Consider the following 23,650-nt stretch of genomic DNA (forward strand, 5'->3'; position numbering starts at 1 on the left):
CGACATTACTCATACTTTTGCCAATAGGTTTACACTAAGTTATTCAAACCAATTAAACAGTTTTCAAATCTGCGATATTGAAAACGATATTATTCATCGTTATAAAGAACCAGAAACAACTGCGTTAGCTCTGTTTAATATGATTCATAATCTTCCCAAGATCATGTATAGACATACTAATTCGTTTGAACAAGTCTAAAGCAGGAAAAAAAGCTCATTTATTAACTAGCATGAGCTTTTTTCTAGTTTTTGTCTATTTCAGTTATTTATAACCTTCTTCAAAAGAAGAATATCCTTTTTGATTGCTCGTCTAATTTCTTCAGCTTTACAGCGTTTGTATTCTTGTACTAAGCGATAGAGCTCTCTTTTAAATAAAAATTCATCTTGTTGACTACTCATAGCAGCATGCCCCTTATTAACTTTCTATCGCAAGCGATTAAAGAAAGTATTCCCTTTTCTTCTTATAAAAAACAATTAAATGAACACACATTTCATCCGAAGTTTATAAAACCGGCCAGATGTTCTTGCCCTTAGAGGAATAACAGCTCAAAAAACATAAAAAAACATTGACTACTAGCCCTCAGTCAATGTTTTTTAAATTACTTTAGTTCTAATTCACTAAAGCTAATTCGCATATTTTTAAGCGTTCCTGTCTCCTAAACCTGGAGCGTGCTCATTTGGCATTTCAGATAAGTGAGGAACGGGAAAAGCTTCCGGTGGAGGCGTTACGCTCAAGCCTCCGCCATTTCTGCTTGGCGTCTGCCCTTGGAATATTTCTTACATTCTGTGCGGATCTGACCTAAAATCAAATTGCGTGTTATGATAGCCCCTCTCGACAAATTTTCTTCATTCAGGGTATTTATTAATATCATAATTTGGTACAGGGAAAAGCTTGCCCCAGTCCATGCACAAAAAAAGGAGCTGGTTAAAACCAGCTCCTTTTTCTCTATTATTTCTCTATCCCTGCTTTGATTTCTTTAATCATGCCTGCCATTGACTCAAGGCCTCCTCCAGATAAATACCAAAGACCTGGATCAAGATACACAACGTGATTGTTTTTCACTGCATTGACTTCTTTTACATACTCATTTTCAACAATTTGTTTAGCAGATGATTTTTCACCAATTGCTGCGCCGCGGTCAACCACGAATAAGTAGTCCGGGTTTTGCTTAACTAAATATTCATATGCAATGCTTTGACCGTGCTTAGCCGATGGATCTAGGCTGTCGTCTGCTGCTTTGATACCAAATACATCATGAATTAATCCGTATTTAGACCCTGGACCAAATGCTGTCATCTTGCTGTCATTTGCCATCATTACAAGCGCTTTTTTATCTAGTTTGTCCGCTTGTTTTTTCAAATCTGCAATTTGCTTATCAATTGCTGCTAGCTCTTTTTTCGCTTGATCTTCTTTATCAAAAATTTGTCCTAGTACTTTTGTGTTTTCTTTAAATGACTTCATATAGTGCTGGTTGTCCGTATCGATATAGATCGTCGGCGCAATTTTTGAAAATTCATCAAATGAATCTGCTTGGCGGCCTTGAATAATAATTAAGTCTGGCTTTAGTTCTGCAATCTTTTCGAAATCAGGTTCTTTTAAGCCACCTACATTCGCATACTTATCATCTTGATACTTTGATAAATACTCAGGAATCGCTTGTTTTGGCAAGCCCGCTACTTCAACGCCTAGTTTATCTAGCGTATCAAGTGCACCCATGCTGAATACTACAACTTTTTTAGGATTTTTCTCAATTTTAATTCCGTCTTTATTGAACTGATCGGTTACCGTTACCGTTTCTTTTTGCTTACTTTCTCCACCTGTTGTTTCTTTTGCTCCTTGATTACCGCAAGCGGCCACAACAATCGCCGTTAAGACTGCTACAAACATTACTAACACTTTTTTCACTTTTGTCACCTCATGAATAAATTTTATGAAAAATAAACGCAAATACGCTGTCCGCCAACCGTTTCGATTGGAATATCCATATCGTATATATCCTTTAATACAGATGTTTGAATGATGGTTTCTGTTGGGCCTTCACGGATCACTTCACCGTTTTTAAGCGCCACGATGTAATCCGAATAGACAGACGCAAAATTAATATCGTGAATGACAATCACAATGGTTTTGCCTAAGTCTTCTACGAGACGTTTCAACAGCTTCATAATTTCAACAGAATGCTTCATATCTAAGTTATTGAGCGGTTCATCTAAGAAGATATACTCCGTGTCCTGTGCGATGACCATAGCGATAAAAGCTCGCTGACACTGTCCTCCGCTCAGTTCATCTAAGTATTTATCTTGAATACTTTCAAGCTTCATATAACTCAGCGCCTGATCAACCGCTTGTTCATCGCTTTTTGTTAACCGGCCTTTTGAATAAGGAAACCGGCCAAAATTTACGAGTTCACGTACGCTAAGTCTGATATTCAGCTGATTGGACTGTTTTAAAATGCTCATTTTTTTGGCTAAATCCGAGCTGTCAATATTCTCTATATTTTTTCCTTCTATTGATATTGATCCTGAGTCGGCTTTAATAAGACGGCTCATAATGGAAAGCAGCGTACTTTTCCCCGCTCCGTTTGGGCCGATAAATGACGTGATTTTCCCTTTTGGAATCACCACAGATGTTTTTTCTAAAACGGTTTTTTCTCCGTATTTTTTACTGACATTTGTTACTTCTACCATGATCTATTCTCCTTTAGCAGCAAATAAATAAAGTAAATTCCGCCGGCAAAGTCAATGATGACGCTCAGCGTGGTGCTGAAGGTGAACACTTTTTCAACAATAAATTCTCCTCCGACGAGGGCTATAACACTAAGCAGCAGTGATCCCATCATTAGATAGGTGTGCTTGTACGTTTTGAACAGCTCTCTCGCAAGGTTCACAACAAGCAGTCCAAGAAAGGTAATCGGCCCAACTAAAGCTGTGGCCACTGAGACAAAAATGGCGATCACAATCAGCATTTTTTTGACAAGCCTGTCATAATCAATACCTAAATTTACCGCATGTTCTCTTCCTAACGACAGAACATCAAAAATGCAGGTAAAACGCCATACGTAAATGCCAAGCAGGATAAAAATAACCGCTGCTATGTATAGCAAATCAGTATTGACATTGTTAAAGCTTGCAAATGATTTATCTTGTACAATTTGAAATTCATTCGGATCAATCAGCATTTCCATAAATGAAGACATGCTTTTAAATAACGTGCCGAACACAATTCCAACCAGTAAAATAAAGAAAATATTCTTACCGGCTTTTTTGAACATCAGTATGTAAAGCAAGACCGAAAAGATAATCATCAGCGAAACGCAAAGAAGAAAGTTAAGATTTTTGTTCATGATGACAATATTCGTCGAGCCAAAGATGTACACAATAAACGTTTGCAGAAATAAATACAGTGAATCCAGTCCTAGAATACTAGGAGTTAGAATTCGATTATTGGTAATCGTTTGAAAGATAACGGATGAAAACGCAATCGCTCCTCCGGTTAAAACAATCGCAGCGACTTTTTCAATTCTTCGCGGCAGCGTGTACTGCCAGTAGCCTAAATCATAGCTGATAAACAGCGCAGCCGACAAAATAGCCAGCGCGGCGAGAATAATAATTTTATATTTGTTATGCATAACGACCTCTCCTTATCAGCATAAAAAGAAAGATCGCACTTCCTATTACACCGACCATTAACCCAATAGAAACTTCATAAGGGAAAATAATGACTCTGCCTAAAATATCGCACGCAAGTACGAATACAGCTCCAAGCACCGCTGTATGAGGCAGGCTTTTTCGCAAATGATCTCCACGGTAAATCGATACGATATTTGGGATGATTAATCCTAAAAAAGGCAGCATGCCAACGGTCAAAATCGTAATCGACGTAATAAGCGAAACAATGACTAATCCAATGTTTACGATTTGTTTGTATTTCACGCCTAAATTGATTGAAAAGCTTTCTCCCATACCAGCAACCGTGAACTTATCTGCGTAAAGATAAGCAATTATTAAGAGCGGTATACTCAGGTATAAAAGTTCATATCGCCCTTTGACTACTAGCGAAAAGTCGCCTTGCAGCCATGAAGAAAGATTTTGAATCAAATCGTATTTGTAAGCGATGAAGGTAGCTAGGGAACTTACGATACTGCCGAGCATTAAACCAACTAGCGGAATATAAATCGTATCGTTAAATTTAATTCTGTCTAGTATTCTCATAAACAATAGATTGCCCGCAAGTGAGAAAATGAAAGCAATGCTCATTTTTAATAGAGGACTTGCTGAAGCAAATACTAGTAGAGAAATCAACACACCAAGTCTTGCCCAGTCCATCGTTCCTGCAGTTGTTGGAGAGACAAACTTATTTCGCGTAATTTGCTGCATAATTAACCCGCAAATACTAAGGCTCATTCCCGCCATAATAATACTCAAAAGCCTAGGAAAACGACTAAAAAACAGCGTTTGGCTTTCTTCTTTTGTTAAATGAAACAGATCCATCGCTGACAGGTCTTGTACTCCTACAAAAAGAGACGAAACCGCTAGTACAGCAAACACAAGAATTAACTGATAAAACTTCAACTTTCCTTGCTCCTTTCTTTCATCTAGAAGTCTAGTTATCTCCTCCTCTATATCATATGTAAATGATTATCATTATCAATTGACTACCCCTATAATACCATTATTCTCTAAATAATCAATGGTTTTCTTAAAATTAAAGCAAAAAAATGCCTTAACAGATGGATCTGTTAAGGCATTTTAAGGTTAAATTAAACTTAAAAAGAGCTATTTCTCTCTTCATACATAAGAGATTAAAACATACCTAACTCGCCCTCATTTAAAGACGAATAATAGGAATAAATGATCTGGACTGCTTGTTTCACCGCTGTTGATTTCCGTGCAAGGCCTCGCTTTCCGCGGGCGGCCGATAAGCCTCCTCTTTGCATGGGCTCCTGCGGGGTCTCATTTGTTCCGTTTTCTCCCCAGGAGTCTTCTCCTTACCCTCCAATCAACAGCTAGAAGTACCTCTACATATACGAAACCTACGTTCACCATAACAAAAAAATCCAAACTATCAATATTAATAGTTTGGATTTTGCTTTAACCAAGATACTTTTGTAGCAGACTCTTTGTATGAATATTACATATATATGAAATATATGTTTATATTTGAAAGAAATCTACTTATTTTGCAAATACATGGTTTCCGATAACTGCCGTTACTTGCTGCGTTGCAACCCATTGGCTTTCAGCGATTTTCGGATTATAGAAAAACAGCGCATCGTTTTCATGCGGGTTTGATAATGCTTCGCTTACCGCTCGTTTTGATTCTTCTGATGCAGGTTGATTAATTGCTCCGTTTGCTACTGGTGAAAATTGATATACGCCGTTTCCTAGCTGCTGATAAATAACGTCGTGAATGCTATTTGGGAATTCCGGTGAAGCTACACGGTTTAATACCACAATTGCTACCGCTACTTTTCCTTGGTACGGCTCACCTTTTGCTTCTGCCTCTACTAATCTAGCTAGTAAATCTTGATCTTGTGCAGAAACCGATGTAGACGGAGCAGTTTGTGCCGGCGCCGGTGCTTCTCCTTGAAGTTTTAATGTTTGTCCGATGGTAATGATATCACTTTGTAAACCGTTAACAGCTTTTAACTGATCCACAGTCATGCCGTTTTGTGTTGCAATATGATATAACGTTTCGCCTTGTGCTACTGTATGTACAGATGTTGCCGGACTAGCGGCAGATTGTGCTTGTCCCTGGTCAGGAATCGTTAATGTTTCTCCAACGTAAATCATGTCGTTTTGGCGGTTATTAGCGCCTTTCAGCTCATCTACCGTAACCCCATTTTGTTGGCCAAGCCCCCACAAGGTATCTCCTTTTACGACTTTGTGCGAAGCTGCTGCTGATGCTGTTCCTTGACTTGCTAGAAATGCTACAGACGCTGCAGAAGCAACTGCCCATTTTTTTACACGTTTTTTACTCACAAAAACTACCTCCTAAAATTTGAACCTGTTATTACCTTAGCACATAGATTCGCCTTTTCATTAAAAAAAACAGTAACATTTGTTCTAATTGGATTAAGTTTCTTACAGTGCCATTCATTATGTTACAACTTTTACATGACCCTTAAAGAATATGTAGAAATATGACGATTTCATTGCGAAACGCGCTTTTTATCTGTTTACTTACATTCCTCTTTCTGTAAAAAACTTGATTTAATTATGATTAATCGCAGAGATTAAAAGGAAAACAGCAGTCAAATAGAGAAATAGTGTAACTATTGAGGAATGATTCAGCGCTTCTTTGTCAATTTACGTTTGTTTATTAATAAAGGAGGTCCATTTGGATGTGTGCAAATAAAATGTATGTAACGTATAATACGGAAAAACCGGCTATTACGATTCAAGGAGCTTTTTATCATACGGGAGGAACGCAGGAAGAGTTTTTGCGGGAATTCAAGTACTGGCTTGAATCTCACGGCTGGTCATTTATGGGCGTAACAAATGAAACGACCATGACAACGGCGAACAAAGAGTTAAAAGAAACGATGGAACAGCATAAAATAGAAGGCAAAAAAGTTCAAAGACTAGAAGATTTATAACGATTGCTTCTATGACCCTTCACACATGTCCAAACGCCAATACGTAAAAAAGCCTTTAGATGAGCTAAAGGCTTTTTTACATTAACGAGAAAGGGCGACCACCTTCTGATTTTCTACTCTCTCTTCAACAGGCTTTCTCATTTCTTTTTCCGTCCATACGCCAATGCGTTTTTGTCTTTTCCCAAGAGGCTGTTTTTCACATGCATAGCAAATTTCTGAAATATCATCAAAATGAGCTAACGACATCTTTATCCCTCCTTTTCTAAATATACACAGGCAAGTTAGTATGTTTCTTCCCTTATTTTCCAAAGCTAAACTGCTTCATCTTATATTTAAACAATTTATAAACAAACGGAATAAATAATTTCTACTTCATTATCATTTAGATTGTTTTATTTAGATATAGACGGGTAAACAAAAACTACCCCACCTCACACCCTGAAGTTTGAAACTGTCACATAAAAAAGCGGCTTTATCTAAGATAAAGCCGCTTTTTTATGTTTTTTTCTAGAATCTATAGAGCCTCTCAGAAAACGATCAACTCTATTTTTAACGATGCTCTCCTATTCCAAATACTTCTGCTACATGATTTTGTAATTTATGCTTGTAGTGATCAATGTTTGGATGTTTAACTACATCGTGAATAGAGTATGTTGGAAGTGGACTCATACCGACGTACTGATTCATTTTATGCAAATGCATAATGGCTTCGTCTAAACTTTTTCCTTCATAGAAAGCTTCGTCATTGTTAAAAATCGCTTCCGGCGCATTCCATGTAAGAGAAAACATGTATTGTTTCCCTGTTAATAAGCCGCCTCGCCCGTATTGATTGGAACCTTTAAAGAAAATGTTATCCATATACACGCGATCAATATATTGCTTAAACTTTCCGGGAATGCTGAACCAGTAAATAGGCGTCTGCATAATCACAACATCAGCCCATAGCCACTTTTCAATTTCTTCTTCTACTTCGTAGCCTTTATCAACCACCGTTGTTTTAATGTCAAATTGATCAGCGAGTAAATGCTGCATTTCATTAAAAATCGTCTGGTTTAACTCTCCTTTTGACTTTTTATAATACTCGTGTCCATTAATGATTAATACGTTTTTCATGCTGACCTGCTCCTTTCCAAAATCCTTACTTCTTTATCTTCATATATCTGTATACCCATAAAAACTGCTTATCTATCAGTACTACCTCTTACTTTGAAGTAACATAGGTACCTAGAAGTCCCTTTTTAAACACCCTTATGATTTCCTAAATAAAGAAAAAAACAAGATCTAATTTACTAATTTCTTAGAAGATGTTTAACTTGCATAAAGCAAATCGTTTTTTTAAAATCAGTTCTTTTCACCCAACAAAAAAAGACTGACGGATTAAATTTCGTCAGTCTTTCTATCTTTTTTATTTCGGTTCGCCCACTTCATTTAACGGATAGTAGCGAAACTGCACTTTTCCGATCACTGATTTTTGTGAAATAAAGCCAAATGCTCGTCCATCATGACTTACAGGACGGTTGTCACCCATTACAAACAGTGAATTTTTCGGCACTTTCACTTTGCCATCAGTTGCGGGCAGCGTTTGAAGCGTAAAATCTTCCGTGAATTTTTCATTAGGTGCAAGAGATTTTTTAGATTCTTTTAAATACGGCTCTTTATAAGCTTTTCCGTTAATATACAGAACGTCGTTTTTCATTTCTACCGTATCTCCTGGCAGTCCAATCACACGTTTAATATAATTTTCATCTGCATCCGGTGCATGAAATACAATCATATCAAAGCGATCAACATCACTGATTTTATTTAAAATAACGCGATTTGAATCTTCAAACGTTGGATACATCGATTCACCGTGAACCGTAGTTGGCGCAAATAAAAAATGGCGAACGCCCACTACAATAACCAATGCAATAACAATGGACTTAATCCATGAAAACACTTCTTTTTTTACGTTATTTTTGCTCATTTCAAAACATCCCTTACGTCAAAATATACTTTCATCATAGCATCAAATAGAGGGAAAGTATAATAATAACCGAATAATCTTATTTATTACTCACCGTTTGTCACTGTGCCTTGATGGAAAAACAAGCGCCACTTTTCTTCTCTTTTTCGCCAAATAGAACTGCGAAGCGTCTTTTTTTCTGCCGTATGGTTCATAAGATGATAGGTAGTTAATACGCAGTCAGGAGACAATACGTCTACATGAAAATGAGAGATCTCAAATACATCTGGCGAAAGTACATGATTGTTATTGTAATCTTTTCGTTTCCATACCCTTCCTGAACTGCCAAACTCCACGTAACCATCTGCAAGAATGTTTGAAAGCTCTTTAGCAGAGGTTCGTATCTCTGATTTTAAGTGGCTGCATTCTAACTCATAAAATGTTCGGGTGATATTCGCTTTTTCCACTTTCACAGTCTCCTCTCATTCTTTCTTACATTTATTATAAAGGAATACTGCCGTTTTCCCTTAAACAAATAATACTCCTATCTCAAATAGACAGGAGTATTGTTTGTTTAGCTAACGCTATAGCCTCTCTTCTTACCCGCAATCCAATCGCTAATCATTTTCACGACAATTCCCATGACGAATACGGTAAGAAATGAATAAAACATCGACCAGTTCAGCAATTGGTACAAATACAGCGCTTTGAATATCGGAATGCCTATAAAAGCAATAACGGCAGACGTAATAATATGTGCGATAAAGAAAAATTTCCATTTGCTAAAAAATTGGTAGACGAGTGCGATACTTACCGGAATAATAGCAAAGTCAACCGTATTGAAGCGATCGGTAAATGGAAGCATCTGGTGAGGATAGCACCACAGATTAAAAAATTTACCGAATTCATCTACCAAGCCGATTATATCAAAGCTGATAAAAAAAACGAGAAGCATAAAAAAGAGACGCTGTCTATCAATAAAAAAGTAAAAAAGCAGCAGGAAAAGTGCATTTATCACTACTATGAGCCACCACTGAAAACTAAAAAGATCTTGATGAACCCAATAAGAAAATTCTTTTTCGTTTAAGACTTGTTGCATCATTTTAATCATTTCAAACATAGAAATCCCTCCTACCTTAGAAAGTCTTTCCATGAGGGTTTCACTTCATACTAAAATAAAACATCGCACACAGTGCTTTTGCACCTCCTCCTTCTTCAAAAGCAGATTGTACCTACTTAGAGATTTCTATCTGTCTAGTAAAAATTTTTGTAAGAGCGCTCTTTTCATCTCAGAACCTATTGACTATTATTTTCATTTCATACAAAATTAACAATTGTGCATGGTTTACATGTTAATACGAGCAAAAAGATACTGTTTTGCAACATTAAAGGAGGAACAACATGAACATCGGTACGATTAAAAGAGAAGCTAAAGCTTCTTTAAAGAATCGCTGGGGACTTGCGATTCTACTGACGGTGGTGACGTACGGAGTATATACGCTTCTGCCTATTCCATTTGAAATTGTGGCAAGCGGAGGCTATGACAATTGGATGAAAGATGAATCTGATTCCGCTTCATGGATTTCAACTGCCTTTGCTATTGTCTTCTCGCCTCTTCTGATGGCGAACTACTGGGCATTTTTAGGTCTAGCACGAGGTGAATCTGTTCGATTGGGGCACTTATTTAAAACATTCCAAGACTTTGGCCTTTATGTAAAGTCATTAGGAATTTATGTACTTATGACTCTTTATGTGATGCTGTGGTCGCTGCTTTTACTGATTCCTGGAATTATTAAAGCACTGGCATATTCACAAACGTACTATATTTGTAAAGACAATCCTACTTACTCGATGAATCAAGCGATTACAGAAAGCCGCAGGTTGATGAATGGTTATAAAGGACAGTACTTCCTGCTGCTGCTAAGCTTTCTTGGCTGGTTTTTATTAAGTATTATTACAGTAGGAATCGGCTTTTTATGGTCTATTCCATACCTTTCTGCTTCACTTGCTCGTTTTTATGAAAATTTGTTAAACGAACGTTCATCGCATGCTGAATAATAAAAAAATCCTCTTCATCGTGAAGAGGATTTTTTTATAAGAACACGGTTTGCATAAGTGAAGCTCTTATGTCATAAAGCTTACTAAGAGTATAGAAGAAAGGCAGGGGCTTATATGTATACTACAAGTGAGATATGTCAGCAGTTTGGCCAGATTTTAAACGCTAAAAGCAAAGTTAGTCCAACAGGATGCTCAGTGTCGCTTAAAAGAAGCTTTCAGGCTTCTGTTCAAGGGCGGAAAAGCAGCTCTGTCGTTCCTGTTGGCGTATCATTTGAGGCGATAGACGCGCAGGGAAACGCGTTAAACTTGGCTGAGATTGCTATTTTACAAGAAGAAATCCCTCGTTTTACAGAAGCTGCTGCGCGGCAAGGTCTTATCGTAAGCGCTTTGCATAACCATTGGCTTTTTACAGAACCCGTCCTTATGTATCTTCATATTCAATCTGTAGAGCCTCCTTTGCATTTTGCAAAAAAAATGGCTTTTTGTTTTACAACGCTAAGCAGCTTGCCTGTTTCAACAGACGTATAATAAAAAGAAGCACCTTTTAAAAGCATGGTAGAGCTATAAAAGATGCTTCTTTTTTATGAATGAACATATTATGAGTAGACTCAATTTTATCTTCAACTAAACGAAAAGCCTCTTTTATGAAAATAAAAACAAACGAAGCAGCGCCATCATTCCAACTCCGCTAATAACGGTGATGGATAAACTTTTTGTTTTCAGCGCAATCAGTAAGGTTGGAATAACTACGATGATGACGGGCCAGTTAATTTTCACACTGTCATTTGTTTGAATGATAAAGTTCTGTACAACAAGTGCTGTTAAAATACAAATAGGAATATAGGACAGCCATTTTAATACGGGTTCTGGCAGCGCGATGTTACGCACAACTAAAAACGGAACAATACGAGGAACTACGGTAACAAGGGCACACCCTAAAATAATGATAAGTGTTGAATAGTGGATACTCATTTATCCGTCACCACCCCAATCGTCGCTACAATAATCGTTGAAATTAAGACAGCTACATGTGAAGGTACCAAAAAAGACAGCACAATCATAATAATCGCCATATAAAGAATTAAACGTAAATAATGATTAAGTTTTGAAGGTAACACGCTTTCGATTTGTAAAACAAGCAGAGCTAAAAACATAGCCGTTAAGGCAAAATCAAATCCAAAGGCTTCCGGGTCAGATAGCAAATGCCCAAAAATGGCTCCCATCGTACAGGCGATAATCCAGCTGACGTAAGCCGTTATATTTAATCCGTTCATCCAGCGGTCATTAATTGGCTCCCCTTTTGCAATTTTATTTGAAGACACTCCAAATGATTCATCCGTCAGAAGTGCTCCAATTCCGACGTTTTTTAATAACGAATATTTTGTGAATTTAGGCGCGACCGTAGCACTCAAAAGAAAATGTCGTAAGTTAACGATGAATGTTGTGAGAATAATAGCTGAAATCGAACTGTTCGCAACCATCAGTGCACAAATAATAAACTGAGCAGCCCCGGCATACACGAGCGCTGATAATAAAGTAACTTCCATAACGGAAAGATGCGAGGACACGCCGACAATCCCGGCGGCAAGCCCTATGCTTATGTAACCGAGTAGCGTAGGGACACAGTCCTTGGCCCCTTGTCTGAACGTTAGATCCACTTTTTCTCTCTGCTGTACTGCTTTTTCTGCGATCACCGTACTCCCTCCTTTTCTGTTATATTATACATCTATACGTTATATTAAACAACGGTATGTTATACTATCTTTATAATCATTAAAGGAGTACAACAATGGACGCGATTCAAGATATTATTGCTAAAAATCTTGTTAAACTACGAAAAAATCGAAATTTGACGCTTGATCAAGTTTCTGAATTAACAGGTGTGAGCAAAGCAATGCTTGCACAAATTGAAAAAGGTAAATCCAGTCCGACAGTTACTACGCTTTGGAAGATTGCGAACGGCCTTCAAGTCTCTTTTTCTGTATTTATAAAAGAAGACACTCCGGATGTGCAGAAAGTAAGCATAAAACAGCTAGATCCCATCACGGACAACAAAGGTGATTACTTAGTGTATTCTTTTTTTCCTTATCACCCGGAAAAAAAGTTTGAAATTTACATTGTCACATTAAAGCCCGGATGCGTGCATGAAGCAAAAACTCACTTAGGAGATGAATACTTACTGATTAAAGAAGGAGAATTAACGGTTCGTTTTGAAAGTGAAGAACATGAATTAGTCTCAGGAGACGCTCTGCATTTTTCAGGAAATACCTCTCACAGCTATATCAATTCATCTGAAGAAGAAGCAAGCTTTTTTTTACTTATGCACTATCCCGAATCATAAAAAAGAGCGTACGGATCATCCGTACGCTCTTTTTTTATTAAGCTGCGTGGGCTTGTTCTTTTTTCATTTTTTTGTTTTTCATGTATCCAATACTTACAACTGCAATCGTTAAGATAACTTGAACAGCAAGATGTAAAGCTGTACTTGGAACAAATCCACCAATAATTTTATCTTCAACAATCATTTTTCCAGCAGACCATGCGAGCATCGCCGCTCCAGCGTAAATGATAATCGGAAATTTTTCCATTGCTTTCATAATAAAGCTGCTTCCCCAAATAATAATCGGAATTGAAATTAATACACCAATCATAATTGGAACAAATTCATGAGCTACACCAGCTAGAGCTAATACGTTATCTAATGACATGACCGCATCTGCGATAATAATCGTTTTAACCGCACTCCATACCGTTGCTCCACCTTGAGGGTTATCGCCGTGTTCGTGATTATCGGCTAATAATTTATACGCGATCCAGACTAGCATCAAGCCGCCGACCGCTCCGATTAATGGAATCTTTAATAATGGGACAATAATAGCCGCAAATAATAATCGAAGACCAATCGCGCCGCCTGTTCCAATTAAAATCGCTCTTTTTTGTAAGTCTTTTGGTACGTTACGAGCCGCCATTGCAATCACAATCGCGTTATCTCCGCTTAAAATTAAATCAAGAAAAATAATTTGCAGCAAACCTTGCACTGATACGCCAATTAGTTCCTCCATAGTTACCTCCACCTTCTCTTTTTATGTAACGTTTCTCCTCTAAATGTCCGAGCCTTTTCCTCCTTTTTTATAATTGAATACAAAAAAGACCCTTACCAAATAAGCGGTAAAGGTCTTGCTAACAACATAATGTCGCCAACAAAGCCGAGAGATAATCTCTGTAATGACGACTTTGCTGTTAAAGCTACTCCCCTTTAGGAGATACGTTCAATTATTTGTTTGTATTTACACCATTCATACTATAGCATCTCCTACATTCTGTCAATCATTTTTTATGTAAAACGATTGTCAACGCTTTCTCTTTCAATCAATTCATAGTTCGAAAGTGTAAGCTTTTCAACTTCTTCGCCGTTAACTAGCTTGATAATTCGCTGTGCTCCCATTTGGCCCGCTTCTTTATAGTAATATTTTACGGTTGTTAAGCTCGGATGAATCACACCTGTAATTTCATAGCCTCCAAAGCCGGTAATGGATACATCTTCAGGAACGCGCAGTCCGTTTAAATAAGCTGCCTTTAACGTACCAAGCGCAATGTTATCGGTCGCACATACAATCATGGACGGGTTAAATTCTTTCATCACTGCCGTAGCTGCTCCGATTGCATCGCTCATGTTAAAGCTTGTTTGATAACAGCGGATTTCGCAATCGCTGTCTTTAAGACCGTCCTTTACGCCTTCTTTTCGCTTTACACCTACAGCTATGTCTTTTTCGGTTACGCCTAAAAAAGCAATTTTTTTATGCCCTTTTTCCCCTATGTACCTTCCAATGTCGCATGCAGCCTCGTAATCTTGGTGAATTAAGCTGTGGACTTCTTTATGCTCCTGTCCAATTAGCAAAACAGGAATTGAAATCGTACGGAACGCTTCCAAATGAGCTTTCGTGATTTGAACGGCAAGCAAAATAATACCGGCTACCTTCTGCTTAGCCAGCGTATAAATATTTTCAATTTCTCTTTCTAAATCTTGATTAGAATTGGAAACAATCATTTGGTAGTGGTGGTCTCTAAGTTCTTGATCAATACCATCTAATGTGCGGGAAGTCGCAAAAGAACCCATACGCGGAACAATGACACCGATGATATTTGTTTTTTTCGCTTTTAAGCTTTGAGCAAAAGCATTTGGGCTATAGTTTGTTTCTTTAATAATTCCTTCAATTTTTCGTTTCGTTGCATCGCTCACAGACCCTCCGTTAAGGTAGCGGGATACAGTGCTTTTTGCTACTCCTGCAAGCCGAGCGATATCTGCAATAGTTGTCATTCTCTCATCTCCGTATTTTGTTGCTGTTTCTTTCACAGTATACACGAATATCACGTGCATATTAAGTAACTGCTTTACTTTTTGATTCATAAGCGTTATGATGTGTACAATGTGGATAATAATTATCCACATTGTACACATATAGCAGGAGATGATGTTTTTGCATATGAAAACAGGCGTTGAGCAATCGGTGTATGCCATTTTGCTGCTTACGTTTTTACCTGAAAAAGCTGTGCTGCCAGGAGATGTCATCAGCACTCAGCTTGGGGGTTCGCCTACGTATTTTCAAAAGCTTCTTCGCAAGCTGGTTAGCGCTGATTTACTTGCTTCCGTTCCTGGTAGCAAAGGTGGATTTCGCTTAAAGAAAACGCCGGAAGAAATCCGAATTTATGACGTATACGTAGCCATTGAAGGCAAGCAGTCTCTTTACTCATCAAGCGGTATTTTTCACGATATGCTTAATTTAAAAGACAAAGATATTTGCTTATTATCCGATTTAATGGAAGAAGCTGAATCTTCATGGCAGTCCATTTTAAAACGGCAAACCATTGCTACGCTCACAAATGAAATTCACAAAAAATGTCCAAAAGAAAACCTGGACATGCTAAAAGCAACTGTAGAAGAAAAAATGGTGCTGTAGCACCCAAAGGAGATTATCATGGAAAACTTAAATAGATATTTTGATTTATTCGATCAATCACGTACAAGCGAACAAGCATTTGAAGAATTGGTGAGCCTTTTTTCAGACGATATCGTATTTGTCTTAAACGGCCACGAAAAGCAAGGCATTGAAAACTGGAAGCTGTTTGTGAAAATGGTTTTTAAAGAAAATGCTGATATTAAGCATATGTTCGAAGGCTGGAAAGCAGTTGAAGGTACGGACATGTTTGAAACGCCTTGGGCAGTATGCGGAAAACGTGCATCTGGCAGCGTATTTACTCAAACAGGAAAAGATATTGCTAAGCTAGATAAAAACGGGAAGATCAGTTATTTAGAAAACGTACCTGATGACACAAACATGTTTGATACGTATAAAAATTAATATGGAGAAAAGAAGGGATATATAGGCCCTTCTTTTTTTTACGGCGCAAACCCTTCTTGAGAAAGATAAATCATCGAAGAAGGATAAAATTTTTCAAAATAACGAATGGCTTTGATATGAATGTCTTTGTCATACCAGTCTAGGAAACCGTGCTTCTCAAATAATTCCGGCATTCCTAGCCTTTTAGACGTTTTACCTAAGGAACCGTCTCCTAAGTACAAGGTATCAATGCAAATTCGGTCCATCATTCCTTCTATTTTTTCAGGAAATTCAGGCGTGAAAGGAAGCATTGGAGCAATGGTTACTTGCGTTGAAATTCCGCTTTCTTTTACTTTTTTTAACGCATTCATACGAAGTTTCATCCCCGGAGCATAAGGAGAAAAAATTTGTTTTACATCTTCTCGGTCCGTTTCAACAGTCATCGATACGCGAAGATCACATACTTTTTGAAGCTGTAAAAGCAAATCAATATCCCTCGCCACAAGTGGCGACCTTGTTTGAATCAATAAAAAATCAGGGGGATGATTGATCATTGTTTCTAAAAGGGCACGTGTGATGCCTGCTTTGCGCTCAGCAGGCTGATAGGGATCTGTCGCTGAAGACATAAATATGTGCACCGGCTGCTCTTTTTTTCGCAGTTTTTGTATTTCTTTTTGATAGACTTCAGCTGCGTTGACTTTAAGCTCTAGCCATGTCCCCCACTCCATCTCTTTAAAACGCTGAATTGGCAGCTCGCGCACGTAGCAAAATTTGCAGGAAAATGCACATCCGGCATACGGATTTAAACTATGAGTATAACCAGATGCTAAAAAGCCGGTCGCTTTTGTTAAAATACTTCTCGAAACCACGTCTTTTTGGTTCATCTTTCTCACCTCGTTGTCCAATAAGTATATCAAGTTCGCAAATGAAAAAACTACTTTCCACATGGAAAGTAGCCCTTTATGTTTTCAATTCGTCAACTTTGATTTTCTTTCTTTTCACTTGTCGTTTCAAGTAAAGAAGTTAAATATGAATTTAACTCAAATTGGTCCTTTTCAATAAAATCAGATAATACCGGCTGCTCTTCTTTTCTCATCTTTCTCCACTCCCTTTGTTTTTTATGTATGTGTTTTCATTCATCAATGGATAAAAGTAATGTACTTAACTCTACCCGTATTAAAACAAAAATAATCATGGTATTTTATACTATTTTTTAATTTATGCACGTTTCATTTGTATATTTTTTACAATATCACGCACATTAATAGCAAGATTAGCAAACGTATATATTTTACTATGCAACATGAGAGGGTTTTCATCATGACGATTAACAAATCAAACGATTGTTCTAGTCTAGCTGAAGTAGTTGACCGCATCTTAGATAAAGGCGTGGTAATTGACGTATTCGCTCGTATTTCCGTTATTGGTATTGAATTAATTACCATTGAAGCTCGAATCGTTATTGCCAGTGTGGACACATGGCTGAGGTATGCCGAGGCAGTTCGGCTGCTTCATAATGAAAGAGAAGATTTTCTTTCTTCGAATAACGGCGGAAAAAAACTTGAACAGCTAAACCTTTTACAAGATTTAGATTTATAAACTCATAAAGGTGGGTTAGAGAAGTGAAAGTAGCCGAAATTATGGAATCCGTGACTGATTTTTTTAAAGAACACGTTGCTCCTCCTCATCGAATTATTTCGTATGAATCGATTCAAAATGGAGGATGGAAAATAACACTTGAGGCATTTGAAGAACAGGAGTATATGAGGCGCTATGCAAAAGATGAACTGCTTGGTATCTATGAAGTGCTGGTCAATAAGCAGCATAACATTACGTCTTTTTCACGCACCAGCCTGCGCTATCGAAGCTCTCCAGCAGAGAAGTAAGCCTATTATTTTAAAGGAAAGGAATGAAACAGAAATCGATGAGTGAAGCAACGGGCATTTACATTTTTTGCAGCATTCCTGCCACCGAGGCGCATACGTTTGGCAGCGTCACGATTGATCATCAAGAAAGAGCTACTTTTACCATTCACTACCGAGATGCAGCTATAGTGGCCGCTGCCTTTCCTCTTAAAATTTATCACCCTACCAAAGAGAATGTCACAGCGCACCAGCAGGTGATTTCCAAAGTAATGAATAAGCATGATTCGGTCATTCCAATCAGCTTTGGCAATGTATTTCATAGTCAACAAGATGTTGAAATGCTGTTAGAAAACTTATATCCACAGTTCTCCTCCCTTTTCCCACAGTTAAAAGGAAAAATAGAAGTCGGACTAAAAGTAATTGGGAAAGCGGACTGGCTGAAACAAAAAGTGGGGCAAGACTCTTCTTTGCAGCAAGTGCGAAATCCGCGTTCTGCCAGTGCTGATTTTTATAAACAAATTGCGCACGGAGAAACAGCTCAGAAATTCTTTTTAAAGCTTCAGCATGACTGTAAAAAAGAGCTGTATCAACATTTAGAACCGATGGCTGAAGCGTCTAGACTTAATCCTCCTATTGTCGAAACGATGCTTTTGAATGCTTCATTTTTAATTGACCGAGAAAAAGAAGCAGCGTTTGATGAACGTGTAAATGATCTTTATGAAAAGTGGAAACACAAAGCCGATTTTAAATATTCCGGACCGTGGGCCGCTTATAACTTTATCAATATTCAATTAAAAGTAGAAGAGAATGTATGATTCATAAACTGCTGTTATCTCCTGTCACGCTCATTGTTAAAGTTGGGCAAAAAATCAAAGAAGAAGCGGATAAGGAACTGTATGACGTTTCTTTTATTCAGCAAAAAATCGTTCATCTTCAAATGATGTATGAGCTTGGAGAAATACCAGAAGATGCGTATATGGAAAAAGAAAAAGAACTGCTGCTTAGGTATGAAGCAGCAAAAGAACATGAATTAAAAAGATGGGAATCAATGACGAAGAAACAAAAGTGAGGTTGAAAGAGATGGAAAAGCTCATTTATTTATATGGTCTAGTTCCAACCGAAGAAACTAAGCAAATTGCCTTCCCCGCGCTTGAAGGCATGGACAAGAACAACCCTATCTATACTCTTTGCTTTGATGATATTACCGCATTCGTATGCGACTTGCCAAGCGTTGAGTATTCAGAAGAAATGCTAAAAGAAAAGATAGAGCAAGATATGAAATGGCTGCAAGACAAGGCTATGCATCACCATGAGACCCTTCTTTTCTTACAGAAACACTACACGCTTCTTCCAATGAAATTTTGTACTGTCTATAAAAGCAAGGACAGCTGCCAAAAAAGCATTGTCGATAACAAAGAAAAAACCCTTTCTTCTCTTCAGCTTTTAAAAAAATCTGAAGAATGGAATATAAAAGTGTATGCCCATACGAATCATTTAAAGAGCTACCTCTTGACATACAGTGAAACGATCCAAAAGAAAAAAGAAGAAATAAATACGTTACCTCCGGGCAGGCAGTTTTTTGAACGTAAAAAGATAGAAAGGCTGATTGAAGAAGAAACAGAAAAAGAGCAGCTTTCGCTTTGTGATCACCTGCACAGTGAGATAAGTCCCTACGCCGCTTACCACACAATCAAAAATAACTGGAGTCAAAAAATAACCGGCGACAGCTACAGCATGTGCTGGAACAGCATCTACCTTTTGTCCAAGAGCAATGTGGAATCGTTTCTAAAAGCCATTAGCAACAAGCAAGCGCTTTACAAAAGCATGGGACTGAACATTGAAGTAACAGGACCATGGCCTGCTTATCATATCGACACTCTCCGCTCGGAGAAAGATGCGGGATGACATCGCTGCGAAAACAAACGCTCGAGCAAAAAGACATTGCCCTCATTGATATATTGGATGTGATCCTCGATAAAGGAATTGCCATTAAAGGTGATTTATTGATTTCAATTGCCGGAATTGATTTAGTCTATCTTGATCTGCGCGTACTGATTTCTTCTGTAGAAACGCTGATAGGCTCTCATGATCGTCAAATCATTTCTTCTCAGCAGTTTGAACAGGAAACGGAGGCGTTGCGAAATGGAAAATAACCCTAAACGGAACGGTCGCATTGAGCTGAGTGCGGAAAATGCTGAACAGGGCCTAGCACAGCTTGTTTTAACCGTCATTGAATTGCTGCGGCAGCTCATTGAAAAACATGCGATTCGCCGAGTCGACAGCGGAAACCTGACGGACGCTCAAATCGAAGATCTGGGCGTGGCGTTGATGAAGTTAGAGAACAAAATGGAGGAGCTAAAATCAGTGTTTAACTTTACAAATGAAGATTTAAATATTGATCTAGGTCCCCTGGGAAAAGTGTTATAACAAGGAGTGAAAAAATGGCGGCGGAACATAACGGGCAGCTGGGCACCATTGTAGAAGTATTGGAAAAAGTATTAGATAAAGGTCTTGTTATTGCTGGAGATATTAAAGTGCAAATTGCTGATGTTGAACTCTTAACCATAAAAATCCGGCTGCTTGTCGCTTCTATTGATAAAGCAAGAGAAATTGGCATGGACTGGTGGGAAACAGATCCTTACCTATGTTCAAAAGCAAATCAGTCTTATCAAAAACTCCAGGCGGAAAATGACAGTTTAACGCAGCAAGTTGCCTCTTTAACACAGCGAATTCAAGATGATTTGCTTTCGCTTGATTAACAGCTCACTTCATAGAAGGAGGAATGACAAACATGAATCATGAACAAAAACCCACGCTGTCTCCTGTTTCACAAGAGCAGCAAAGCCCCGATACTCAACTAACGGAAAAAGAAGAGCGTATGCCGGAGTATACGCATACTTCGCTTAATCCAGACTCATAGAACAAAAAGAGAAATGCCTCGGCATTTCTCTTTTTAATGTTTCTATACTTTTCTTCATTAATCATGACGTTGTGACAAATAAAGGTAAAGATAATGAACATGGCGAATGAATACCATTATCTATTAATGACAAAGGAGAACGAGCATGAAGAAAAAAGTGATGGGAGCAATTTATGCTCTTTTAACGGTGATCATTTTAAGCGCCTGCAGTACCGAAGAAGTTACGACAAATCACTCAGACCCGCAAGTTTCTGTTTCTACTACAGTTAAACCGCTGACGAAAAAAGAATTTAGTGAAGTTGAAATATCCAAATTAACAAGCCCCTCTAAACAAGATTTTCGCAAAGTGCATGTGGTTCTTACATTACGCGGTACGGATTACCTGTCGAATATTCAAGTTAAGCTGCCTAATTATAAACAAGCTTTTAATAACATGAACGACGATCAGCAAACAAGATATTGGTTTGGCAGCGGTGCAGATGAAGAGCAAGAAAACAAAAACATCTATACAAGGGAATTTGTCCTTTATACGAAAGGCTTAACCGATAAGCAAATCAAAGATATTTTAGCAGCAGCTAAGGTAAAGACGTCCTGGGTGGTAAAGTATACAAAAGCGAAGGATCAATCCGAATTTGCTGCTGGTAAAAACATAAAATTTGAAGCAAAATGAGAAATGCACCAATTAGCAAAAGCCCTCTTTATGAAAAGAGGGCTTTCTCTTATTATATGAAGAAGAATTACCTTGTCACCTGCAGCTAACGGGTTGGATTTGAGGCCAGACTTTCAAAGCGCAGCATATCTTCTAAGCTATCTACCCGTTATAAACGCTAGCGCATGTTCCAGGCTTTGGCTCATAGTAGCAATGATTTTTGTATTGACCAGAAGCGGGTTGACCGTACCATGTTGGAGGGCATGGAGCGGATGGGTTAAAGTACCACAGTGCATATTTCCCCGGGTGTTCTCTCCAATAATCCAAATTCTTTTTGGCTAACCTTTTTTCAACACCTCTTGCTCGTTGATAAAATACATTTCCTTTTTGAACAGCCTCGAACGAATAGTTGCCTCCCTGCACCTGATAAATAACTTGCGGAACGGATCTTAAATTCTTGAAATCTAAACAGTTTGCTTTAAGGCGATTTACAATGACATTTCCAACATACAGCATGCCTTGTTTTCCTTCGCCTTCAGCTTCTGCTCTCATCATCCTTGCCATTAAAGCAACGTCTGAATCTCGATAATTTACTCTTGGCATTTTTTCACCCCAAAAATATACTATGAAAAAAAGCCGGTCTTGATGTCATTGTCCCTAAAATAACAGTAATTGAATGCTCCGCAAAAGGCTTATCCTCTTTTGTAATACAGCTGAGCAATTTGTCCATACTGCTTCATATTAGTGAGCTTGAAGTTCATTTCTGGAATTCCTGGCTTAAACAATGGAATACCAGCTCCAAGCAAAACAGGAATAACCGATATAATAAATTCATCCACCCTGTTTGCTTTTAAGAAATCAGCGAGAATATCAGCACCTCCCACCAGCCATATTTTTTTCGTATCTTGATTGAGGTTGTGGAGAAATGACGCCACGCTTTCGTTTATAAACTCCACATACTGATCTTTTCCTTGAGCTGAGCGGCTAAACACGTAGCACTTTTTATCGAGATACGGAAACTCGGGTGTGAGCTTCAGCACGTGATTGTACGTAGCCTTTCCCATAACGACCGCATCACACGTTTGATAAAACGCTTCGTAGCCGTTGTCTCCCTCTCCTTCTACACTTTCTAGCCAGTCAATCTCTCCGTTTTCTCTTGCGATATACCCGTCTAAGCTTGCGGCAATATATACGACGATTTTTTTCTTCATTCCCTTTTCTCCTTTCAACTTTACTGTTTCTGTATGATATCATCTTAATACGACACTTTTTGTCATATTAAAAGAAAAAGGTGAAAATAAATGGCTAAGTCTAGACGGCTTGTTGATATGCTTATGTTTATTAATACAAAAAGAACGTTTACGGCAAAAGAACTAGCGGAGGAATTTGGCCTTTCTGTACGGACCGTTCAGCGCTATTTGCTGGACTTAAGTGAATTAGGACTGCCTCTTTACAGTGAAAAAGGACGGAGCGGTGGTTACAGAGTGTTAAAAAACCGTATTCTCCCTCCTATCTTGTTTACGGAAGAAGAAGCTATTTCGATCTTTTTTGCTTATCAAGCTCTGCAGTATTATCATGACCTTCCGTTTGATGCAGAAATTCATGCGGCTCTTCAAAAATTTTATGTGTACCTGTCTGAAGAAACGAAGAAAAAAGTAGATAAAATAAGTGCTCATATTGCGTTTTGGAATCCTAAAAGAAACTTAGACACTCCTTATTTAAAAGAGCTGCTAGAAGCAAGCCTTACAGGAAAATATATTGAATTTCTTTATGATTCAAAGACGGGTCAAACAAGAAAAGAAGTCAAACCCCTTGGCATTTATGCTCATAACGGCTTGTGGTACTGCCCCGCTTATTCCTGCGATAAGCAAAAAGTATTATTGTTTCGAGCAGATCGTATTCACTCGTTAAAAGTTTTAGAAAAAGACGAAAAGATGTCTCTTACGTTAAAAGAATGGCTTGAAACAGAACCGGTAAACTCACAGCCGATTTCGTTAAAAGTAACCTTGACGCACGAAGGCGTTCGTCAGTGTAAAGGCGTTCCGTGGCTTGAAAATCATGTGAAGGTAACGGAAGACGGGGGCGGCTATATCGATACGATAACTGATGGAAATGAATTAAACTACATGGCTTCTTTTTTCTATACCTTAGGTGCTCATGCTTTAATTGAAGAACCTCAGGAGCTAATTGAAAAAATTTGCTGTCACGCAGAAGAAACGCTGAGGCGCTATAAATGAGGTGGGTTTAGTTATGTCTCAATCTGACTATAAAAAAT

36 protein-coding genes and 1 pseudogene are annotated in these 23,650 nt (G+C 38.1%); 17 read left to right on the forward strand and 20 right to left on the reverse strand.

The annotated features are described in order from the left end of the window. Positions 1–258: 258 nt before the first annotated feature. The 8 genes and pseudogenes from ACMX9J_RS07000 to ACMX9J_RS07035 form a co-directional block, all read right to left on the reverse strand. Positions 259–399 carry a hypothetical protein gene (locus ACMX9J_RS07000; protein WP_176343797.1) on the reverse strand — a complete coding sequence of 47 codons (141 nt, stop codon included), beginning with the start codon at positions 397–399 and terminating at the stop codon, positions 259–261. A gap of 240 nt (positions 400–639) precedes the next feature. Further along, positions 640–906, reverse strand: a pseudogene (locus tag ACMX9J_RS07005) (manganese catalase family protein); the annotation flags it as partial. Positions 907–949: 43 nt separating this feature from the next. Continuing rightward, a complete protein-coding gene (locus tag ACMX9J_RS07010; RefSeq protein WP_033580631.1) occupies positions 950–1,906 on the reverse strand; it encodes a siderophore ABC transporter substrate-binding protein in 957 nt (318 codons plus the stop codon). A 23-nt stretch (positions 1,907–1,929) separates the two neighbouring features. Then, a complete protein-coding gene (locus ACMX9J_RS07015; protein ID WP_028414465.1) occupies positions 1,930–2,688 on the reverse strand; it encodes an ABC transporter ATP-binding protein in 759 nt (252 codons plus the stop codon). Then, complete coding sequence (locus ACMX9J_RS07020; protein WP_328171359.1) at positions 2,682–3,629, reverse strand: iron chelate uptake ABC transporter family permease subunit; 948 nt, start codon at positions 3,627–3,629, stop codon at positions 2,682–2,684. The genes ACMX9J_RS07015 and ACMX9J_RS07020 overlap by 7 nt, the downstream gene beginning before the upstream one ends. Then, the gene (locus tag ACMX9J_RS07025; RefSeq protein WP_028414467.1) at positions 3,622–4,572 is read right to left on the reverse strand and encodes an ABC transporter permease; all 951 of its coding nucleotides are present in this window, start codon (positions 4,570–4,572) and stop codon (positions 3,622–3,624) included. The genes ACMX9J_RS07020 and ACMX9J_RS07025 overlap by 8 nt, the downstream gene beginning before the upstream one ends. A 230-nt stretch (positions 4,573–4,802) precedes the next feature. After that, a complete protein-coding gene (locus ACMX9J_RS07030; protein WP_255219778.1) occupies positions 4,803–4,937 on the reverse strand; it encodes a hypothetical protein in 135 nt (44 codons plus the stop codon). Between the two features lie 238 nt (positions 4,938–5,175). Continuing rightward, entirely contained in the window at positions 5,176–5,982 is an 807-nt protein-coding gene (locus ACMX9J_RS07035) for a cell wall hydrolase (protein ID WP_028414468.1), read from the reverse strand. A 362-nt stretch (positions 5,983–6,344) separates the two neighbouring features. Here ACMX9J_RS07035 and ACMX9J_RS07040 point away from each other — a divergent pair, with 362 nt between their 5' ends. Next, positions 6,345–6,599 (forward strand): hypothetical protein, encoded by a 255-nt coding sequence (locus ACMX9J_RS07040; RefSeq protein WP_013057893.1) that lies wholly within the window; start codon positions 6,345–6,347, stop codon positions 6,597–6,599. Positions 6,600–6,680: 81 nt separating this feature from the next. Here the strand turns inward: ACMX9J_RS07040 and ACMX9J_RS07045 are convergent, their stop codons facing one another. The 5 genes from ACMX9J_RS07045 to ACMX9J_RS07065 form a co-directional block, all read right to left on the reverse strand. Then, the gene (locus ACMX9J_RS07045; RefSeq protein WP_013057894.1) at positions 6,681–6,845 is read right to left on the reverse strand and encodes a hypothetical protein; all 165 of its coding nucleotides are present in this window, start codon (positions 6,843–6,845) and stop codon (positions 6,681–6,683) included. A gap of 303 nt (positions 6,846–7,148) precedes the next feature. Further along, positions 7,149–7,712 (reverse strand): NAD(P)H-dependent oxidoreductase, encoded by a 564-nt coding sequence (locus ACMX9J_RS07050; RefSeq protein WP_034267823.1) that lies wholly within the window; start codon positions 7,710–7,712, stop codon positions 7,149–7,151. A 292-nt stretch (positions 7,713–8,004) separates the two neighbouring features. Then, a complete protein-coding gene (gene lepB, locus ACMX9J_RS07055) occupies positions 8,005–8,565 on the reverse strand; it encodes a signal peptidase I (RefSeq protein ID WP_028414470.1) in 561 nt (186 codons plus the stop codon). An 86-nt stretch (positions 8,566–8,651) separates the two neighbouring features. Next, positions 8,652–9,011, reverse strand: coding sequence for a DUF4440 domain-containing protein (locus tag ACMX9J_RS07060; RefSeq protein WP_028414471.1), 360 nt, complete (start codon positions 9,009–9,011; stop codon positions 8,652–8,654). A gap of 107 nt (positions 9,012–9,118) precedes the next feature. Further along, positions 9,119–9,664: a CBO0543 family protein gene (locus tag ACMX9J_RS07065; protein WP_416225558.1), complete on the reverse strand. Its 546-nt coding sequence runs from the start codon at positions 9,662–9,664 to the stop codon at positions 9,119–9,121. A gap of 281 nt (positions 9,665–9,945) precedes the next feature. Between ACMX9J_RS07065 and ACMX9J_RS07070 the strand changes: the two genes are divergently transcribed. Beyond that, positions 9,946–10,602: a DUF975 family protein gene (locus ACMX9J_RS07070; protein WP_028414473.1), complete on the forward strand. Its 657-nt coding sequence runs from the start codon at positions 9,946–9,948 to the stop codon at positions 10,600–10,602. Positions 10,603–10,716: 114 nt separating this feature from the next. Next, positions 10,717–11,130: a DUF1259 domain-containing protein gene (locus tag ACMX9J_RS07075; protein WP_154992041.1), complete on the forward strand. Its 414-nt coding sequence runs from the start codon at positions 10,717–10,719 to the stop codon at positions 11,128–11,130. A 114-nt stretch (positions 11,131–11,244) separates the two neighbouring features. Here the strand turns inward: ACMX9J_RS07075 and ACMX9J_RS07080 are convergent, their stop codons facing one another. Together ACMX9J_RS07080 and ACMX9J_RS07085 are read right to left on the reverse strand one after the other, a co-directional pair. Beyond that, entirely contained in the window at positions 11,245–11,574 is a 330-nt protein-coding gene (locus ACMX9J_RS07080) for an AzlD domain-containing protein (RefSeq protein ID WP_033580525.1), read from the reverse strand. Then, a complete protein-coding gene (locus tag ACMX9J_RS07085) occupies positions 11,571–12,296 on the reverse strand; it encodes an AzlC family ABC transporter permease (protein ID WP_033580524.1) in 726 nt (241 codons plus the stop codon). Before ACMX9J_RS07085 ends, ACMX9J_RS07080 begins: the two co-directional genes overlap by 4 nt. 95 nt (positions 12,297–12,391) lie before the next feature. On the opposite strand from ACMX9J_RS07085, the gene ACMX9J_RS07090 reads away from it, so the two are divergent. Then, positions 12,392–12,943 (forward strand): helix-turn-helix domain-containing protein, encoded by a 552-nt coding sequence (locus ACMX9J_RS07090; RefSeq protein WP_028414477.1) that lies wholly within the window; start codon positions 12,392–12,394, stop codon positions 12,941–12,943. Between the two features lie 37 nt (positions 12,944–12,980). Here ACMX9J_RS07090 and ACMX9J_RS07095 read toward each other — a convergent pair whose 3' ends face one another. Further along, the gene (locus tag ACMX9J_RS07095; protein ID WP_028414478.1) at positions 12,981–13,664 is read right to left on the reverse strand and encodes a TerC family protein; all 684 of its coding nucleotides are present in this window, start codon (positions 13,662–13,664) and stop codon (positions 12,981–12,983) included. A gap of 272 nt (positions 13,665–13,936) precedes the next feature. Next, positions 13,937–14,920: a LacI family DNA-binding transcriptional regulator gene (locus tag ACMX9J_RS07100; RefSeq protein ID WP_230624698.1), complete on the reverse strand. Its 984-nt coding sequence runs from the start codon at positions 14,918–14,920 to the stop codon at positions 13,937–13,939. A gap of 160 nt (positions 14,921–15,080) precedes the next feature. On the opposite strand from ACMX9J_RS07100, the gene ACMX9J_RS07105 reads away from it, so the two are divergent. After that, entirely contained in the window at positions 15,081–15,560 is a 480-nt protein-coding gene (locus tag ACMX9J_RS07105; RefSeq protein ID WP_013057917.1) for an RrF2 family transcriptional regulator, read from the forward strand. 18 nt (positions 15,561–15,578) lie between these two features. Next, the gene (locus tag ACMX9J_RS07110) at positions 15,579–15,962 is read left to right on the forward strand and encodes a nuclear transport factor 2 family protein (protein WP_028414480.1); all 384 of its coding nucleotides are present in this window, start codon (positions 15,579–15,581) and stop codon (positions 15,960–15,962) included. 38 nt (positions 15,963–16,000) lie between these two features. Here the strand turns inward: ACMX9J_RS07110 and ACMX9J_RS07115 are convergent, their stop codons facing one another. Beyond that, entirely contained in the window at positions 16,001–16,825 is an 825-nt protein-coding gene (locus ACMX9J_RS07115) for a radical SAM protein (RefSeq protein WP_416225559.1), read from the reverse strand. A 436-nt stretch (positions 16,826–17,261) separates the two neighbouring features. Between ACMX9J_RS07115 and gvpA the strand changes: the two genes are divergently transcribed. From gvpA to ACMX9J_RS07165, 10 genes are all read left to right on the forward strand, one after another. Beyond that, on the forward strand, positions 17,262–17,540 hold the full coding sequence (gene gvpA / locus ACMX9J_RS07120; RefSeq protein WP_013057921.1) for a gas vesicle structural protein GvpA: 279 nt from the start codon (positions 17,262–17,264) through the stop codon (positions 17,538–17,540). A 23-nt stretch (positions 17,541–17,563) separates the two neighbouring features. Next, positions 17,564–17,827 (forward strand): gas vesicle protein GvpO, encoded by a 264-nt coding sequence (locus tag ACMX9J_RS07125; RefSeq protein ID WP_013057922.1) that lies wholly within the window; start codon positions 17,564–17,566, stop codon positions 17,825–17,827. A gap of 23 nt (positions 17,828–17,850) precedes the next feature. Further along, positions 17,851–18,621 carry a GvpL/GvpF family gas vesicle protein gene (locus ACMX9J_RS07130; RefSeq protein WP_033580520.1) on the forward strand — a complete coding sequence of 257 codons (771 nt, stop codon included), beginning with the start codon at positions 17,851–17,853 and terminating at the stop codon, positions 18,619–18,621. Further along, on the forward strand, positions 18,618–18,875 hold the full coding sequence (locus ACMX9J_RS07135) for a gas vesicle protein GvpG (protein ID WP_033580519.1): 258 nt from the start codon (positions 18,618–18,620) through the stop codon (positions 18,873–18,875). Before ACMX9J_RS07130 ends, ACMX9J_RS07135 begins: the two co-directional genes overlap by 4 nt. An 11-nt stretch (positions 18,876–18,886) precedes the next feature. Continuing rightward, the gene (locus ACMX9J_RS07140; protein ID WP_047750482.1) at positions 18,887–19,711 is read left to right on the forward strand and encodes a GvpL/GvpF family gas vesicle protein; all 825 of its coding nucleotides are present in this window, start codon (positions 18,887–18,889) and stop codon (positions 19,709–19,711) included. Next, positions 19,708–19,959: a gas vesicle protein gene (locus ACMX9J_RS07145; RefSeq protein ID WP_033580517.1), complete on the forward strand. Its 252-nt coding sequence runs from the start codon at positions 19,708–19,710 to the stop codon at positions 19,957–19,959. Before ACMX9J_RS07140 ends, ACMX9J_RS07145 begins: the two co-directional genes overlap by 4 nt. Beyond that, a complete protein-coding gene (locus ACMX9J_RS07150; protein ID WP_047750481.1) occupies positions 19,949–20,233 on the forward strand; it encodes a gas vesicle protein K in 285 nt (94 codons plus the stop codon). Before ACMX9J_RS07145 ends, ACMX9J_RS07150 begins: the two co-directional genes overlap by 11 nt. A gap of 14 nt (positions 20,234–20,247) precedes the next feature. After that, positions 20,248–20,565 (forward strand): gas vesicle protein, encoded by a 318-nt coding sequence (locus ACMX9J_RS07155; protein ID WP_013057928.1) that lies wholly within the window; start codon positions 20,248–20,250, stop codon positions 20,563–20,565. A 32-nt stretch (positions 20,566–20,597) separates the two neighbouring features. Beyond that, entirely contained in the window at positions 20,598–20,726 is a 129-nt protein-coding gene (locus ACMX9J_RS07160) for a hypothetical protein (RefSeq protein WP_416225560.1), read from the forward strand. 145 nt (positions 20,727–20,871) lie between these two features. Next, entirely contained in the window at positions 20,872–21,396 is a 525-nt protein-coding gene (locus ACMX9J_RS07165) for a hypothetical protein (RefSeq protein WP_416225561.1), read from the forward strand. 141 nt (positions 21,397–21,537) lie between these two features. On the opposite strand, the gene ACMX9J_RS07170 is transcribed toward ACMX9J_RS07165, so the two are convergent. Both ACMX9J_RS07170 and ACMX9J_RS07175 read right to left on the reverse strand, forming a co-directional pair. After that, the gene (locus ACMX9J_RS07170; protein WP_013083968.1) at positions 21,538–21,978 is read right to left on the reverse strand and encodes a cell wall hydrolase; all 441 of its coding nucleotides are present in this window, start codon (positions 21,976–21,978) and stop codon (positions 21,538–21,540) included. An 89-nt stretch (positions 21,979–22,067) separates the two neighbouring features. Next, positions 22,068–22,586 carry a dihydrofolate reductase family protein gene (locus ACMX9J_RS07175; RefSeq protein WP_416225562.1) on the reverse strand — a complete coding sequence of 173 codons (519 nt, stop codon included), beginning with the start codon at positions 22,584–22,586 and terminating at the stop codon, positions 22,068–22,070. Between the two features lie 90 nt (positions 22,587–22,676). On the opposite strand from ACMX9J_RS07175, the gene ACMX9J_RS07180 reads away from it, so the two are divergent. Further along, positions 22,677–23,612, forward strand: a complete 936-nt coding sequence (locus tag ACMX9J_RS07180) for a helix-turn-helix transcriptional regulator (RefSeq protein WP_416225563.1) — start codon at positions 22,677–22,679, stop codon at positions 23,610–23,612. The last annotated feature ends 38 nt before the right edge of the window (positions 23,613–23,650 follow it).

It is taken from the genome of Priestia sp. RMT2NF4 (assembly GCF_047872835.1).
Taxonomy (GTDB): Bacteria; Bacillota; Bacilli; order Bacillales; family Bacillaceae_H; genus Priestia; species Priestia zanthoxyli.

Bases quoted from the DNA above. Each gene is read 5' to 3' on its own strand.
- ACMX9J_RS07050 (WP_034267823.1), bottom strand. From the start codon at position 7,712: ATGAAAAACGTATTAATCATTAATGGACACGAGTATTATAAAAAGTCA.
- ACMX9J_RS07115 (WP_416225559.1), bottom strand. From the start codon at position 16,825: ATGAACCAAAAAGACGTGGTTTCGAGAAGTATTTTAACAAAAGCGACC.
- ACMX9J_RS07145 (WP_033580517.1), top strand. From the start codon at position 19,708: ATGACATCGCTGCGAAAACAAACGCTCGAGCAAAAAGACATTGCCCTC.
- ACMX9J_RS07090 (WP_028414477.1), top strand. From the start codon at position 12,392: ATGGACGCGATTCAAGATATTATTGCTAAAAATCTTGTTAAACTACGA.
- ACMX9J_RS07165 (WP_416225561.1), top strand. From the start codon at position 20,872: ATGAAGAAAAAAGTGATGGGAGCAATTTATGCTCTTTTAACGGTGATC.
- ACMX9J_RS07070 (WP_028414473.1), top strand. From the start codon at position 9,946: ATGAACATCGGTACGATTAAAAGAGAAGCTAAAGCTTCTTTAAAGAAT.
- ACMX9J_RS07040 (WP_013057893.1), top strand. From the start codon at position 6,345: ATGTGTGCAAATAAAATGTATGTAACGTATAATACGGAAAAACCGGCT.
- ACMX9J_RS07175 (WP_416225562.1), bottom strand. From the start codon at position 22,586: ATGAAGAAAAAAATCGTCGTATATATTGCCGCAAGCTTAGACGGGTAT.
- ACMX9J_RS07045 (WP_013057894.1), bottom strand. From the start codon at position 6,845: ATGTCGTTAGCTCATTTTGATGATATTTCAGAAATTTGCTATGCATGT.
- ACMX9J_RS07065 (WP_416225558.1), bottom strand. From the start codon at position 9,664: ATGTTTGAAATGATTAAAATGATGCAACAAGTCTTAAACGAAAAAGAA.
- ACMX9J_RS07160 (WP_416225560.1), top strand. From the start codon at position 20,598: ATGAATCATGAACAAAAACCCACGCTGTCTCCTGTTTCACAAGAGCAG.
- ACMX9J_RS07020 (WP_328171359.1), bottom strand. From the start codon at position 3,629: ATGCATAACAAATATAAAATTATTATTCTCGCCGCGCTGGCTATTTTG.
- ACMX9J_RS07130 (WP_033580520.1), top strand. From the start codon at position 17,851: ATGAAACAGAAATCGATGAGTGAAGCAACGGGCATTTACATTTTTTGC.
- gvpA (WP_013057921.1), top strand. From the start codon at position 17,262: ATGACGATTAACAAATCAAACGATTGTTCTAGTCTAGCTGAAGTAGTT.
- ACMX9J_RS07030 (WP_255219778.1), bottom strand. From the start codon at position 4,937: ATGCAAAGAGGAGGCTTATCGGCCGCCCGCGGAAAGCGAGGCCTTGCA.
- ACMX9J_RS07015 (WP_028414465.1), bottom strand. From the start codon at position 2,688: ATGGTAGAAGTAACAAATGTCAGTAAAAAATACGGAGAAAAAACCGTT.
- ACMX9J_RS07110 (WP_028414480.1), top strand. From the start codon at position 15,579: ATGGAAAACTTAAATAGATATTTTGATTTATTCGATCAATCACGTACA.
- ACMX9J_RS07000 (WP_176343797.1), bottom strand. From the start codon at position 399: ATGAGTAGTCAACAAGATGAATTTTTATTTAAAAGAGAGCTCTATCGC.
- ACMX9J_RS07075 (WP_154992041.1), top strand. From the start codon at position 10,717: ATGTATACTACAAGTGAGATATGTCAGCAGTTTGGCCAGATTTTAAAC.
- ACMX9J_RS07140 (WP_047750482.1), top strand. From the start codon at position 18,887: ATGGAAAAGCTCATTTATTTATATGGTCTAGTTCCAACCGAAGAAACT.
- ACMX9J_RS07095 (WP_028414478.1), bottom strand. From the start codon at position 13,664: ATGGAGGAACTAATTGGCGTATCAGTGCAAGGTTTGCTGCAAATTATT.
- ACMX9J_RS07155 (WP_013057928.1), top strand. From the start codon at position 20,248: ATGGCGGCGGAACATAACGGGCAGCTGGGCACCATTGTAGAAGTATTG.
- lepB (WP_028414470.1), bottom strand. From the start codon at position 8,565: ATGAGCAAAAATAACGTAAAAAAAGAAGTGTTTTCATGGATTAAGTCC.
- ACMX9J_RS07080 (WP_033580525.1), bottom strand. From the start codon at position 11,574: ATGAGTATCCACTATTCAACACTTATCATTATTTTAGGGTGTGCCCTT.
- ACMX9J_RS07170 (WP_013083968.1), bottom strand. From the start codon at position 21,978: ATGCCAAGAGTAAATTATCGAGATTCAGACGTTGCTTTAATGGCAAGG.
- ACMX9J_RS07180 (WP_416225563.1), top strand. From the start codon at position 22,677: ATGGCTAAGTCTAGACGGCTTGTTGATATGCTTATGTTTATTAATACA.
- ACMX9J_RS07100 (WP_230624698.1), bottom strand. From the start codon at position 14,920: ATGACAACTATTGCAGATATCGCTCGGCTTGCAGGAGTAGCAAAAAGC.
- ACMX9J_RS07150 (WP_047750481.1), top strand. From the start codon at position 19,949: ATGGAAAATAACCCTAAACGGAACGGTCGCATTGAGCTGAGTGCGGAA.
- ACMX9J_RS07135 (WP_033580519.1), top strand. From the start codon at position 18,618: ATGATTCATAAACTGCTGTTATCTCCTGTCACGCTCATTGTTAAAGTT.